This window comes from Ruminococcus sp. OM06-36AC, from assembly GCF_003438725.1.
GTDB lineage: Bacteria > Bacillota > Clostridia > Oscillospirales > Ruminococcaceae > Ruminococcus_C > Ruminococcus_C callidus.
Genome location: NZ_QSTT01000003.1, coordinates 28,531 through 41,997 on the forward strand (window position 1 = coordinate 28,531; position 13,467 = coordinate 41,997).

Sequence of the window (13,467 nt, forward strand, 5' to 3'; positions counted from 1 at the left end):
ATAAATGCACATCTCGTTGTTTCAACTCCCTGATGCAGCAAGCCGCAGGGGGGATAAAGTCACCACCCTGCAAAAAACCGGCGTACAAGGTTTTACCTGCCATGAAAAATACGCTTTCTGCTGTTGTTCCAATGCAGAAAGCACCGCCATAATTGTGCCTCCGTGTACTACTGCTGCGATATGAGATTCCTGCCGGCTTTGCAGTGCCGTTTCCAACGCCGCACAGCATCGCCGCACAAATCCCTCTCTGGATTCGCCCTCCGGAAATGCCAGCGTACCGCCGCTGTCGATCCACGCCTGATAGGACGTGTCACCGGACAACTCCTGATAATTTTTTCCTTCGAACGCTCCGAAATCGCACTCCTGTAGTCCCCATACGATTTTCTGCGGCATATGGGGAAACAGGATCTCTGCCGTCTGCCGGCAACGCTGCATCGGGCTGACCAGCACCAGTTCCGGTGCCGGAAACGACCGGCGAAATTCCACCGATTTCTGCTGTGCCAGAGCGATTCCCGCTTCGCAAAGCGGTTCGTCTGTGCGGCAGCCGATATAGCGGTGTTCCAGATTGCCGGCTGTGATGCTGTGCCGAATCAAGAGCAGCTGCATAAGTTTCCTCCAATGTCAAAAAAGCCCGTGTTTCCAGAAGAACACGGGATACAACACACAAGCCTTGTGTGATTGTCTTGGGAAATACCGATCATATTTCCTTCGTATGGGTGCAAAAAGCAGAGCCTTTGCAGTTATGCAAAGCACAGAATACACATGCACCAACAATTTCCTCTATTCTCGTAGATGGGATCTATTCCAAAGCAGCAGACCGGTATCCCGACTTCGGCTCTCCGCGGACCATACGCCTTCCCGGAACAGAACATTCCAGTGGCATGTGTATGGTGCTCCCCGACACGGTAGCGGAACTGTGCAGGATTCTCACCTGCTTCCCTGACATCTGCTGCCAATTGTTCGATAAAAAGGGCTTTTCAAATGCCCACGTACTACTATACCACATTTTTCGCAGATTGGCAAGTCTTTTTGCAAAAAAAGCAGTCCTGTACGCATATCATACAGGACTGCCTTTACTCTGCTCCTAATGCTCGCAAATGCATCATCAGTGCTTCGAAATTTGTTGTTTTTTTGGAAATCTTTTCCCGATAACGGTCAAAACACACGATCACTTCCTGCTCCCGCTGCCGGATTCGCCGCACCTCTGTCACCGGCGTGACGTGAAACAGCGGTTCGGAAACGGTACCCTCTATCAGACTGACCAGCATTCGCGGGTCGTGCAGTATCTCCAATGCCCGTTCCTGTATCTGAAACACGCTGGAAACTCTACGGGGAGAACTGTACCTTCCGGCAGATGGTACCTTTGCCGTCACCACGTACAGTTTTTCCCCATTGTACACCCAGGCTGTAAACTGTCTGCGAACTTTTCGGGAAAGCAGGAATCCTGCCACACTCAGATAGATCACTGCCGCAACAAATACCAGAAGCACGATGAGTGCCCATTGTTCCGTTTCCGGAGAAGTCACCTTGCGGACTGCATCACGGTTCCGTGCAGAATCTGCCCCGATGCAGAGAAACAGCTTGACCATGACGACCGCCAGGGCGGCAAAGACGATCAAAACATGCCCCAGCATTTTTCCGGCAATCTTGTTGCGGTCTGCCTGCGGCGGCTGGTAGATCTCAAAAGCTTCCAACATCAGCATTCCTCCACTTGTTTTATGCACCACAGAAAGCCTTTCGCTGTGCGTGCTGCGTTTTCCTGAAAATGATTGCCGGTATTCCATTCCAGCACTGTATCCACGCCGCCCTGCCGGAGCAGTTCTTCCTGTTCTGTTATGCGTTCTTTTACCGTTCGCAGCAGCGGGTTTCTGGTTTTGTGTTCTTTGGTTCCAAGACTAAGGTAGATGTGCGGTGTCTTAGGACGATACAATGCAGCATATTCTGCCCAGCCGTCCATCCAAACTGAGGGGGAACAAGCTGCCACTGCCGCAAAAGCATCGGTCTGGTACGCTGCCCACAAGCTGAACAATCCCGCCAGAGAGTAACCGCCCAAAATATACGGTATATTTTCCGGCAGATGCAGCTGAGATCGCAGTGCCGGCAGCAGCTTTTCCAGAATCCACTGCAAGGTTGCACCGGCACCGCTGCCAAACGATTCTTCTCCGAATGCCTGTCTTGCATGCCACGGAGAAAGTTCCTGATCCCAGTCTGCGATCGGAAACGACACAAACAACGCCTCACATGAGGCATGCTGTAAGATCTGTCCGGCTTCCTCTGTCAGATGTGCCTGCTCATGTTCCCCTGTGGGCTGGATCAGCACACAGACAGGCGAATCTGCGGCGGCGATCCGGCAGATTTTTCCGGCAATTTCAATGGTTTCCCACGTCATATGAACTCCTCCTGTTCCATTTTTTCTATTATAGCATATCTTTGCAAAAGTTGCAATGCTATTTCAGCTATCTGTATGATATTCAGGGCAATAATATAGGAAACAAATTTGCAACAAAACTTTTGCACCTTCCCCGCCTTGACAAATACCCCTTAGGGGTATATAATACTGGTAGGGGGTATATCCCCGATACACCGCAAATACAGAAAGGAGCCTATCCGCTATGGAACATACAGAAAAACAGGGATGTCCCTGTTGTCACAAGACAAAGGAACGCTCGCAGGAGGAATACACCAAACTGATCCACCGCCTGAACCGCATCGAAGGGCAGATTCGGGGCATTCGGGGCATGGTGGAGAAAAACGCCTATTGTCCGGATATTCTGGTACAGGTCGCCGCCGCCAACGCTGCCCTGAACGCCTTCAATAAGGAACTACTTGCCAACCATATCCGCACCTGTGTGGCAGATGATATTCGTGCCGGCAAGGACGAAGTCATCGACGAATTGGTGATCACCCTGCAAAAATTGATGAAGTAGGAGGTTTTCAATCAATGGAACAATACAATGTTACGGGCATGAGCTGTGCCGCGTGCAGTGCCCGTGTGGAAAAAGCGGTTTCCAAGGTGGACGGTGTCACCAGCTGCTCTGTCAGCCTGCTGACCAACTCCATGGGAGTCGAGGGCACAGCTTCTCCGGAAGCAATTATCGATGCCGTCCAGAAAGCCGGTTACGGTGCTTCCCGCAAGGGCGGCTCTGACGAAGCAGCGGCTCCGGACAGTGATGCCCTCGCCGACCGCGAAACACCGGTGCTGAAACGGCGGCTGATCGCCTCTGTGGGATTTCTGGCAGTGCTCATGTATATCTCTATGGGACATATGATGTGGGGATTCCCCTTGCCCCCGTTCTTCAACGGCAACCATGTGGCAATGGGTCTGGTACAGATGCTGCTTACCATTATCATCATGGTCATCAACCGGAAATTCTTCGTCAGCGGATTCCAGAGCCTGCTCCACCGTGCCCCGAATATGGACACACTGGTGGCACTGGGTTCCGGTGCGGCATTCGTATACAGTACCTACGCCCTGTTTGCCATGACAGATGCCCAGGTCAAGGGCGACATGGACGCAGTGATGAGTTATATGCACGAATTCTACTTTGAATCCGCCGCTATGATTTTGACACTGATTACCGTGGGAAAAATGCTGGAGGCACACTCCAAGGGCAAAACGACCAATGCTCTGAAAGGGCTGATGAACCTCTCCCCGAAAACCGCCGTGCTGATCCGGAATGGTGAGGAAGTCACGGTTCCGGTGGAGCAGGTGCACCGCGGCGAACAGTTTGTTGTCCGCCCCGGCGAGAGCATTCCGGTGGACGGTGTCATTGTCGAGGGTACCAGTGCCGTCAACGAATCTGCCCTCACCGGTGAGAGCATTCCGGTGGACAAGGCAGTCGGCGACAATGTTTCAGCTGCCACGATCAACCAGTCCGGTTTTCTCCGGTGTGAAGCCACACGTGTGGGAGAAGATACTACGCTTTCCCAGATCATTCGCATGGTCAGCGATGCCGCTGCCACCAAGGCTCCCATTGCCAAGATCGCAGACAAGGTTTCCGGTGTGTTTGTACCGGCTGTCATTGCCATTGCTGTTGTCACAATTGTGGTATGGCTGCTGGTGGGACAAACCGTGGGATATGCTCTGGCACGGGGCATTTCCGTGCTGGTCATCAGTTGCCCCTGTGCACTGGGACTTGCTACACCAGTTGCCATTATGGTGGGAAACGGTGTCGGAGCCAAGCACGGAATCCTGTTCAAAACCGCGGTTTCTCTGGAGGAAGCCGGCAAGGTTCAGATCGTAGCACTGGACAAGACCGGTACGATCACCTGCGGCGAACCCCGCGTTACAGATATTCTCCCTGCGGCAGATGTCACCGAACAGGAACTGCTCTCCGCCGCAACTGCATTGGAGCAGAAAAGCGAACACCCGCTTGCAAAAGCGATCTTACAATATAGCGAAGAACACCAGATTCCCGCTTCGCCGGTCACTGAATTTCAGGCTCTGGTGGGAAACGGTTTGACAGCAAAGTGGAACGGGCAAGTGCTCTACGGCGGCAATGCCGGCTGTATCGCCCAGGCGACGACCATTCCGGAGAAAGTACAGCAGCAGGCGGAAATGCTGGCGAAAGCCGGAAAAACACCGCTGTTCTTTGCCCGCGATAACCAGCTTCTGGGAATCATCGCCGTGGCAGACGTGCTGAAAGAGGAAAGTCCAGAGGCGATTCGCCAGCTACAAAGCATGGGCATTCAGGTGGTCATGCTCACCGGCGACAATGAACAGACCGCCAGGGCGATCGGAAAACAGGCTGGTGTCGATCATGTCATTGCCGGCGTACTGCCGGACGGCAAGGAAGCCGTCATTCGAAAGCTGTCCGCACTGGGCAAAGTGGCAATGGTCGGCGACGGCATCAACGATGCACCGGCACTGACACGTGCAGACATCGGCATTGCCATTGGTGCCGGTACCGATGTTGCCATTGATGCAGCAGATGTTGTACTGATGAAAAGTCGGCTGACAGACGTGCCTGCTGCCATTCGTCTGAGCCGTGCGGCACTGCGGAACATTCACGAAAACCTGTTCTGGGCATTTATCTATAATGTGATCGGCATTCCGCTGGCAGCCGGTGTCTGGATCCCGCTGTTGGGCTGGAAGCTGAACCCCATGTTCGGAGCCGCTGCCATGAGCCTGTCCAGCTTCTGCGTTGTCACCAACGCCCTGCGGCTGAACCTGTTCCAGCTGAACCGTTCCGACAGGGACAAAAAGCTGAAACACGCTGTGGCAGCCATTCAGCTGGAACAGCAGACTGGGGCAACGGGAAAAAACTCCGGCATGCAGGTCACACTGCACATCAAGGGTATGATGTGCAGTCACTGTGAAGCAACGGTGAAAAAGTGTCTGGAGGCATTTCCGGAAGTGGACGAAGCCGTTGTCAGCCACACCGAGGGAACTGCTGTGGTATCTCTGAATGCACCGGCAGATCTGGCTGCCCTGAAAAAAGCTGTGACGGAACAAGGGTATAAAGTGTTGAAATAACGTAAGTTCCTAGTACAATGTAACGGCTAAAACTATAATTTTTGAAATTTTTCTAAAACTTTAGATTAGCCTCCCTTGAAAAGGGAGGGGGACCAGCGAAGCTGGTGGAGGGATTCTGGTGAAATTTTTTCTTGAATTATAAAGTATACTAACGCAGACAAAAAAGACACCGCCGGACGGAGAAGTTCGGCGGTGTCTTTCTGCATTCTATGGAATCAACGAAAATCTCATAAAACCTGTCGTAAGAACTTATCGTGCTTTTACGCCTTAGCCCCTACGATTGCCTGCATTTCGATTTCCACCAGCTGTGTGGGACGGTTCAGTTCCTTGATACCGATCCATGTGCAGCAGGGTCTGCTTTCCTTGAAGTACTCGGAATAAGCACGGGTGATCTCGTTGTTGTAGGAAGACTTGGTGGCAAAGATGTTCACCTTCACAACTTCTTCGCGGGAAACGCCGTTTTCTTCCAGCAGACCGACCAGCTTGTTAAAGATGTACTTTGCCTGTTCGTAGGGATCGCCCTCACCGTAAACCGTGCCCTCCGGTGTCACCGATGTGGTACCTGAAACGTACACGAACGGACCAGCTTTCACGATACGGGAATAGCCTGCCACGTCCTCATAAGCGGAGCCGCCCTTGATGTTCACTCTCTCAAAATCCATTGCAATTTCCTCCTTGCCGGAAACTTTCCGAAACACGCCGTTTTGCGGTTTCACCAGTTCCTTTGATGCTTCTATTGTACCACGGTTTTTTCCGAAATAATTGAACAATTCGGACTTTGCGGCAGATGCGGAAAAAGAAATGACAGCTGACAGCATATTGACATTTTTCCAGTAATATGTTACAATCTAGACATCAACCGAAATTTTTTAAAGGCAGCACCGTGCAAAGCTTGCACGGAGTTGCTTCAAGGCAATACCGCACAAAGAGCGTCTGGCGACTTTGCACGCCATCTGCTTGCAAATTTCCCGTCATATTTCACAAAAATGCTCGTGAATACATCAAGTATTCACTCCGCTTTTTGTTTCATCTGACGAAAAATTTGACGACGCATCTGTCGCACAATCTTTGTGCGGTATTGCCTCAAGGGAACTTTCCCTGCAACCAAAGGAGGAAAAAGCACCTTTATGCTGGAATTAAAAGGCATCAAAAAAGACTATCTCGCCGGAGAAAACACCGTCCATGCTCTGAAAGGCATTGACCTACGATTCCGACGGAACGAATTCGTTTCCATTCTGGGACCGTCCGGCTGCGGCAAGACTACCATGCTGAACATTATCGGCGGGCTGGATCAGTACACCGAGGGCGACCTCATTATCAACGGACGCTCCACCAAGGATTTCAAAGACCGCGACTGGGACACCTATCGAAATCACTCGATCGGCTTCGTGTTCCAGAGTTATAACCTAATCCCCCACCAGACTGTGCTGCAAAACGTGGAACTGGCTCTGACGCTGTCCGGTGTGTCCAAGGCAGAACGCCGGAAGCATGCCAAAAAAGCGTTGGAAGATGTGGGGCTGGGCAACCAGCTTTCCAAAAAGCCCAGTGAGATGTCCGGCGGACAGATGCAGCGTGTGGCAATCGCACGGGCACTGGTCAACAATCCGGACATCATTCTGGCGGACGAGCCTACCGGTGCTCTGGATACAGAAACCAGCATTCAGGTCATGGAGATCCTCAAGGAGATCTCCAAGGATCGCCTGATCGTCATGGTCACACACAATCCGGAACTGGCAGAGCAGTATTCCTCCCGCATCATTCGTGTCCTGGACGGCAGTCTGACTGACGACTCCAGACCGCTGACGGAGGAAGAATACCAGCGGGAATTACAGGCAGACAAGGCGGAAAACGAAAACGGCAAAAAGCTGAAAAAGCCCTCTATGTCTTTCGGCACTTCATTCTCCCTGTCCCTGAAAAACCTGTTTACCAAAAAGGGCAGAACCATGCTGACTTCTTTCGCAGGAAGCATCGGCATCATTGGCATTGCACTGGTGCTCTCTATTTCGCAGGGCTTCAACACCTATATCAACACCATTCAGGAAGAAACCCTGTCCTCTTATCCCCTGACGATTCAGAAAACCAACACCGACCTGAGTGCCCTGATGGAAACCTTTATGGGCTATGCCACCTCGGACAGCACCCACAGCAATGATGCGGTGTACAAGAAGTCGGCGATCTACGATATGATGGACGCTCTGAACAACATGGAAACTTCCGAAAACGACCTGAAAAGCTTCAAGTCCTATATTGAATCGAAACGGAAAGACAGCGAAAGCGACCTGCACAGGGCAGTCAACGGCGTACAGTATTCCTACGATCTGGACATGCTGATCTACACCAAAAATGTGGACGGCACCATTATCCACTCCGACACCGAAGAACTGATGCAGGAAATGGTACTGGAACACATGGGCATTGATATGCAGGCAATGACCAATGCCAGCACTTCCATGTTCGGCGAAGACGCTACCTCGATGATGTCCATGGGTATGGGCGGTTCGTCCATGAATCTGTGGCAGGAACTTCTCCCCGGCGACAACGGCAAGCCCATCAACGACCTGCTGAAAAAGCAGTACGATGTGGTCTACGGCTCATGGCCGAACAGCTACGACGAGATCGTACTGGTGCTGGACGAAAACAACGAACTGGACGACATGACATTATACGCCCTCGGTCTGGAACCGAAAGAAGATGTGGACAGCATCATGGAAGCGGCAGTGAACGGCAAGGAACTGCAAAAGGACAACAAAAGCTGGTCCTATGCCGACATTTGCAGCATGGACTTCCGCACGATCCTGAATTCCGACTGCTACCGCTATGACGAAAGCACAGGGCTGTACACCGACCTGCGGGACACCGAAGCCGGCTTGCAGTACCTCTACGACAACGGTCTGAAACTGAAAGTGACTGGCATTATCCGCCCCAATGAAGATACCACTGCTCCGATGTTGTCCGGCTCCATTGCCTATACCAGCGACCTGACCAAGTATATCATTGAACACAGCAAGGAATCCGATGCGATCACTGCTCAGAAGGACAGCAAGAACACCGATATTTTCACCGGTCTGCCGTTCAAGGATACCTCCGGCAGCACCTCTGATGCGGACAAGCAGACTGCCTTTCTGGAATATCTGAACGAACTGGACGACGGCGGAAAAGCACAGGCATATGTACAGATAATGAGCATTCCCACCGAGGAACAGCTGAACGATTCCGTACAGCAGGCAATGCAGGGCATGAGCCGCAGCGATATGGAAGCGGCAATGCTGCAGGGCATGACACAGCAGATGAGCATGAGCGAAAGCGATGTGCAGTCCTATCTGGAATCCATGAGTGACGACGAAATCACCGACACATTCACCCAGATGATGCAGCAGCAAGTCAAGGCACAGTATGCCCAGCAGGTACAGCAGCAAATGGCTGCCATGCAGCCGGCAGAACTGGTAGGAGCTTTGAACCAGCTGCTCCCCACCCTGACCACGGAACAGTGTGCGAATTACTATGACGAAATGATGCAGTTCTCCGATTCCACCTATGAGGACAACCTGAAAGCACTGGGGGATATTGATCTGGACGACCCTGCATCGATCAATCTCTATGCAGCAACCTTTGAGGACAAGGACGTGATCGAAGATGCCATTGCAGACTACAACGAGGGCAAGGACGAAATGGCACAGATCCAGTATACCGACTATGTGGGGCTGATGATGTCCTCTGTGACGAAGATCATCAACACCATTACCTATGTGCTGATCGCATTTGTTGCCATTTCGCTGATCGTTTCCTCCATTATGATCGGCGTTATCACGTTGATCTCTGTACAGGAACGCACCAAGGAAATCGGTATTCTCCGTGCGATCGGTGCATCAAAGCGAGATGTTTCCAGCATGTTCAATGCAGAAACCATTATCATTGGATTTGCCTCTGGTTTGCTGGGCATCGTGGTCACATATCTGCTCTGCATTCCGATCAACCTGCTGGTACACCACCTCACCGGCATTCAGAATCTGAGTGCGGTTCTCCCCGTTCCGGCAGCGATCATTCTGATTGCGATCAGTGTTCTGCTGACATTGATTGCCGGATTTATCCCGTCCAAGAGTGCGGCAAAGAAAGACCCTGTTGTGGCACTGCGTTCGGAATAATTCTACAAGTTATAACACCATAAGTAAAAAGCCATACCGCAGAGCGTTTATTCTCTGGGGTATGGCTTTTTGATTTTCTCTATATCGCAATTCAGTTACTGTAGCAATTCCGCCAAGTCCTGCTCCGGTGTGGTGATCGGGGCGATACCGTAACTGTCTACCAGATATTGCAGCACGTCCGGTGACAGGAATGCCGGCAGCGACGGGCCAAGCCGGATATTCCGGATTCCCAGATGCAGCAGTGTCAGCAGAATGCAGACTGCTTTCTGTTCGTACCACGACAGCACATAGGACAGGGGCAGTTCGTTGACACCGCAGCCGAATGCCTCTGCCAGTGCCACTGCGACCTGAATCGCACTATAGGCATCATTACACTGTCCCATGTCCATGATTCGCGGCAGCCCGTCAATGGTGCCCAGATCCAGATCATGAAACCGATACTTGCCGCATGCCAGTGTCAGCACAATAGTGTCCGGCGGTGTCTGCTTTACGAATTCTGTGTAATAGTTTCGTCCCGCCTTGGCACCGTCACAGCCGCCGACCAAGAAGAAGTGCCGAATCTTTCCTGCCTTGACAGCGTTCACCACCTTGTCCGCCACCGACAGTACAGCACCGTGTCCGAATCCGGTCGTCAGTTCTGTGCCGCCGTTGATACCGGTCTGCTGCTGCGGTGCTGCATAGCCGCCCAGTTCCAGTGCCTTTTCGATGACTGGCGTGAAGTCCTTATCCTTGCCGATGTGTACCATTTCCGGAAAGCCCACTGCTTCTGTGGTAAAAACACGGTCGGCATAGCTGGGCTTCGGCGGCATCAGGCAGTTGGTAGTAAACAGCACCGGTGCTGGAATGGCATCGAATTCTTTCTGCTGGTTCTGCCATGCTGTTCCGAAATTGCCCTTGAGATGCGGATAAGCTTTCAGCTTCGGGTACGCATGTGCCGGCAGCATCTCCCCGTGTGTGTAGACGGCAATGCCCTTGTCCTTGGTCTGTTCCAGCAGCAGCTGGAGGTCTTTCAGGTCGTGTCCGGTAACTACAATAAACGGGCCGGCATCGATCTGCATGGATACCTTGGTCGGCTCCGGTGTGCCGTAGGTTTCCGTGTTGGCACGATCCAGCAGTGCCATACAGCGAAGGTTGACTTCTCCCAGCTCCAGCACTTCCGGCAGCAGTTCCTCCATGGTCAGATCCAGCCCGATCTGCATCAGTGCTTCATAGAAGAACTGATTTACCGTGTTGTCTGTATAACCCAGCACCATAGCATGATAGGCATAGGCTGCCATGCCACGCAGTCCGAACAGCAGCAGCGATTTCAGCGAACGGATATTTTCTTCCGCCTGCCACAGCTGTTCCATGTTGTAATCTTCGTTTCTGCCGCAGGGCGATGCACAGACGGCACACCGAGGAATCATTCTGCCCTGTTCCCGATGCACGCGGTCGATTTGTGCCTGAATCCGGCTGCCGTCAAAATTGACATTGGTCAGAGTCATAAACAGGCTCTCGATCATCAACGTATCTGTCTTTTCTGTAACAAGATCTTCATTGCCGTCCACGGCTCTCGCCAGTCCGATCAGAGCACCGGTCAGTTCGTCCTGTAGCTTCGCTGTGCCGGCTTTTTTGCCGCACACGCCTGCGGCTCCGGTACATGCTGTACAGCCTACAGTCTGTTCACACTGGTAGCAAAACATTTTCTGTTCCATGTTATCTCTCCTCCTGAATGGTTCCGTCTGTTCCAATCACCGTTACGTGACAAGAAATGGCTTTTCCGCTTGCCGCAATGGCACGCTGCACTGCCTGTTCGATACCGCCGCAGCAGGGCACTTCCATTCGTGCCACAGTGACACTGCGAATGGAATGTGCCGCAAAAATCGCCGTCAGCTTTTCCGCATAGTCCACCGCGTCCAGCTTGGGACAGCCGATCAGAGTGATTCTCCCGCGGATAAATTTTTCGTGAAAATTTCCGTAGGCATAGGCGGTACAGTCTGCCGCGATCAGCAGATCGGCATCATCAAAATAGGGTGCCATGACACCTGCCAGCTTGATCTGCACCGGCCACTGGGAAAGCTGACTGGGACAGGCTGCTCCTGCTGCGGGAGCAGTGCTTCGCTGAAACTGTTTGGCACGCATTCCCGGACAGCCGGAAAAGGGCTTTTTCTGTGCCAGCTTCTGGGCATGCTGCACAGCTGCTTCGTCATAGGCAGGGGCTTCCCGTTCCTCAAAAGTGATCGCATCGGTGGGACATGCCGGCAGACAGTCGCCCAGACCGTCGCAGAAATGTTCCCGCACCAGCACTGCCTTTCCGTCAATGATGTCGATCGCACCCTCGTGACACGCCCTGGCACAGGCTCCACAGCCGTTGCATTTGTCACGGTCAATGTGAATGATTTTTCTTATCATGTGTATTCCTCCTCATATCATACGCAAAAGCTTTGTACGATTTTGCTTTTCCATGCTGTTGCCTTGACTTTCTGTATCCATTATAGTATAATAACAGCATCTTGTATGTTGAAATTTCAACAAAGCGGAGGTTCACATGGAGAAATTTTTTCCAATTTTAAAGCAGTGTCCGCTGTTTGCTCACATTGCCGAAAGCGACTTGTCCGCCATGCTGCACTGCCTGCAAGTTACGGTACAGCACTATGACAGAGGGCAAATTGTGATACACGAAGGCGAAAAGGCAGAACGATTTGGCATTGTGCTGACTGGTGCGGTGCAGCTGTGGCGTATCGACTACTCCGGCAACCGGAGCATTATGGCAAACGTGGAGCCTGCACAAATTTTCGGCGAATCCTTTGTCTGTGCAGAAGTGGAATCGATTCCCATACAGGCAGTGGCATCTGCGTCCTGCGACGTGATGCTGATCGACGGCAGCCGCATTCTGCATGCCTGCGGCAACGGCTGCGAATTTCATCAGCAGGTGATTTTTCATCTGCTGCAAATCATTGCCCGCAAAAATCTGGTGTTTCACCAGAAGCTGGAGATCACCTCCAAACGTACCACACGGGAAAAGCTGCTGACCTATCTCAATCAGCAAGCCCAGCGGCACCGGTGCAGCACGTTTACCATTCCGTTTGACCGGCAGGAACTGGCGGATTTTCTGGAGGTGGACCGCAGCGGGCTTTCCGCAGAGATCAGCAAGCTGCGAAAAGAGGGCGTGTTGGAAAGCGAACGGAGCACGTTCCGACTGCTGTGACCAGATAAAAAAGCTGTGCAGGTTATCAAAAACCTGCACAGCTTTTTTGCAAATATAAAGGAGATGATATTGTCTGTATTTCGGTGCTTAGGGAACACTGCATAAAGCTTGTGCGTAAGATGCGTAGTCAGATTGCGTACAAAGCCGTCAGGCGGGCTTTATTGCAGTGTTTCCTTTTATTCCTTTACCAGTTCTGCACCCAGAGCCGCACACTTTTCCAGTGCTTCATCGTCCGGAGTTTCGTTGACGATCAAACCTTCGCCGCCAACCAGTGTTGCACCGTCATTCTTGGCACGTTCTTCCCAGTTCCGCATCCATTCGCCGTCGCCCCAGCCATAGGAGCCAAACAGAGCGATGGTCTTTCCGGACAGGTCGCCTTCGATCGAAGCGAAGAACGGTTCGAATTCGTCTTCTTCCAGAACCTCGTCGCCCATTGCAGAACAGCCAAATGCGATACGGTCATAGTCTGCAACGCTGCCGCTGAAGTCAGATACTGCGAACAGTTCTGCACCTGCTGCATCTGCAATTGCCTGTGCCATCTGTTCGGTATTGCCTGTGCCACTCCAATAAATTACTGCTGCTTTCATGCTTTTTTCCTCCTAAAAATTCTGCTGACTTTCGCCGGCAACCGGTGACATTGCAAAGCTTTTGCAATATTACCT

The 13,467-nt window shown here is 52.1% G+C and carries 11 protein-coding genes and 1 riboswitch; of the genes, 4 read left to right on the top strand and 7 right to left on the bottom strand.

The window, feature by feature from the left end; all coding sequences use genetic code 11:
* Positions 1–21: 21 nt before the first annotated feature.
* The 3 genes from DXB92_RS03815 to DXB92_RS03825 all read right to left on the bottom strand — a co-directional run bounded on the left by DXB92_RS03815 (position 22) and on the right by DXB92_RS03825 (position 2,389).
* Positions 22–606: a histidine phosphatase family protein gene (locus DXB92_RS03815; RefSeq protein ID WP_117732556.1), complete on the bottom strand. Its 585-nt coding sequence runs from the start codon at positions 604–606 to the stop codon at positions 22–24.
* 191 nt (positions 607–797) lie between these two features.
* A riboswitch (cobalamin riboswitch) is annotated at positions 798–965 on the bottom strand.
* Positions 966–1,073: 108 nt separating this feature from the next.
* Complete coding sequence (locus tag DXB92_RS03820; RefSeq protein ID WP_117732558.1) at positions 1,074–1,697, bottom strand: hypothetical protein; 624 nt, start codon at positions 1,695–1,697, stop codon at positions 1,074–1,076.
* Positions 1,697–2,389: an alpha/beta hydrolase-fold protein gene (locus DXB92_RS03825; protein WP_117732560.1), complete on the bottom strand. Its 693-nt coding sequence runs from the start codon at positions 2,387–2,389 to the stop codon at positions 1,697–1,699. The genes DXB92_RS03820 and DXB92_RS03825 overlap by 1 nt, the downstream gene beginning before the upstream one ends.
* A gap of 223 nt (positions 2,390–2,612) precedes the next feature.
* On the opposite strand from DXB92_RS03825, the gene DXB92_RS03830 reads away from it, so the two are divergent.
* Both DXB92_RS03830 and DXB92_RS03835 read left to right on the top strand, forming a co-directional pair.
* Positions 2,613–2,927, top strand: a complete 315-nt coding sequence (locus DXB92_RS03830; RefSeq protein ID WP_021681665.1) for a metal-sensing transcriptional repressor — start codon at positions 2,613–2,615, stop codon at positions 2,925–2,927.
* 14 nt (positions 2,928–2,941) lie between these two features.
* Positions 2,942–5,476, top strand: coding sequence for a heavy metal translocating P-type ATPase (locus DXB92_RS03835; RefSeq protein ID WP_117732562.1), 2,535 nt, complete (start codon positions 2,942–2,944; stop codon positions 5,474–5,476).
* A 260-nt stretch (positions 5,477–5,736) separates the two neighbouring features.
* Here the strand turns inward: DXB92_RS03835 and DXB92_RS03840 are convergent, their stop codons facing one another.
* A complete protein-coding gene (locus DXB92_RS03840; RefSeq protein ID WP_330015255.1) occupies positions 5,737–6,294 on the bottom strand; it encodes a Rid family hydrolase in 558 nt (185 codons plus the stop codon).
* 309 nt (positions 6,295–6,603) lie between these two features.
* Between DXB92_RS03840 and DXB92_RS03850 the strand changes: the two genes are divergently transcribed.
* Positions 6,604–9,618, top strand: a complete 3,015-nt coding sequence (locus DXB92_RS03850; protein ID WP_117732566.1) for an ABC transporter ATP-binding protein/permease — start codon at positions 6,604–6,606, stop codon at positions 9,616–9,618.
* Positions 9,619–9,713: 95 nt separating this feature from the next.
* Here DXB92_RS03850 and hcp read toward each other — a convergent pair whose 3' ends face one another.
* Both hcp and DXB92_RS03860 read right to left on the bottom strand, forming a co-directional pair.
* Positions 9,714–11,312 carry a hydroxylamine reductase gene (gene hcp / locus DXB92_RS03855; protein WP_117732568.1) on the bottom strand — a complete coding sequence of 533 codons (1,599 nt, stop codon included), beginning with the start codon at positions 11,310–11,312 and terminating at the stop codon, positions 9,714–9,716.
* Between the two features lies 1 nt (position 11,313).
* Positions 11,314–12,009: a 4Fe-4S binding protein gene (locus DXB92_RS03860; protein WP_117732570.1), complete on the bottom strand. Its 696-nt coding sequence runs from the start codon at positions 12,007–12,009 to the stop codon at positions 11,314–11,316.
* A 136-nt stretch (positions 12,010–12,145) separates the two neighbouring features.
* Here DXB92_RS03860 and DXB92_RS03865 point away from each other — a divergent pair, with 136 nt between their 5' ends.
* Positions 12,146–12,805, top strand: coding sequence for a Crp/Fnr family transcriptional regulator (locus DXB92_RS03865; protein WP_117732572.1), 660 nt, complete (start codon positions 12,146–12,148; stop codon positions 12,803–12,805).
* A 176-nt stretch (positions 12,806–12,981) separates the two neighbouring features.
* On the opposite strand, the gene DXB92_RS03870 is transcribed toward DXB92_RS03865, so the two are convergent.
* A complete protein-coding gene (locus tag DXB92_RS03870) occupies positions 12,982–13,392 on the bottom strand; it encodes a flavodoxin (protein WP_117732574.1) in 411 nt (136 codons plus the stop codon).
* Positions 13,393–13,467 lie beyond the last annotated feature (75 nt).

Coding starts and splice junctions, on each gene's coding strand:
- DXB92_RS03815 (WP_117732556.1), bottom strand. CDS start 606: ATGCAGCTGCTCTTGATTCGGCACAGCATCACAGCCGGCAATCTGGAA.
- DXB92_RS03820 (WP_117732558.1), bottom strand. CDS start 1,697: ATGTTGGAAGCTTTTGAGATCTACCAGCCGCCGCAGGCAGACCGCAAC.
- DXB92_RS03825 (WP_117732560.1), bottom strand. CDS start 2,389: ATGACGTGGGAAACCATTGAAATTGCCGGAAAAATCTGCCGGATCGCC.
- DXB92_RS03830 (WP_021681665.1), top strand. CDS start 2,613: ATGGAACATACAGAAAAACAGGGATGTCCCTGTTGTCACAAGACAAAG.
- DXB92_RS03835 (WP_117732562.1), top strand. CDS start 2,942: ATGGAACAATACAATGTTACGGGCATGAGCTGTGCCGCGTGCAGTGCC.
- DXB92_RS03840 (WP_330015255.1), bottom strand. CDS start 6,294: ATGCTGTCAGCTGTCATTTCTTTTTCCGCATCTGCCGCAAAGTCCGAA.
- DXB92_RS03850 (WP_117732566.1), top strand. CDS start 6,604: ATGCTGGAATTAAAAGGCATCAAAAAAGACTATCTCGCCGGAGAAAAC.
- hcp (WP_117732568.1), bottom strand. CDS start 11,312: ATGGAACAGAAAATGTTTTGCTACCAGTGTGAACAGACTGTAGGCTGT.
- DXB92_RS03860 (WP_117732570.1), bottom strand. CDS start 12,009: ATGATAAGAAAAATCATTCACATTGACCGTGACAAATGCAACGGCTGT.
- DXB92_RS03865 (WP_117732572.1), top strand. CDS start 12,146: ATGGAGAAATTTTTTCCAATTTTAAAGCAGTGTCCGCTGTTTGCTCAC.
- DXB92_RS03870 (WP_117732574.1), bottom strand. CDS start 13,392: ATGAAAGCAGCAGTAATTTATTGGAGTGGCACAGGCAATACCGAACAG.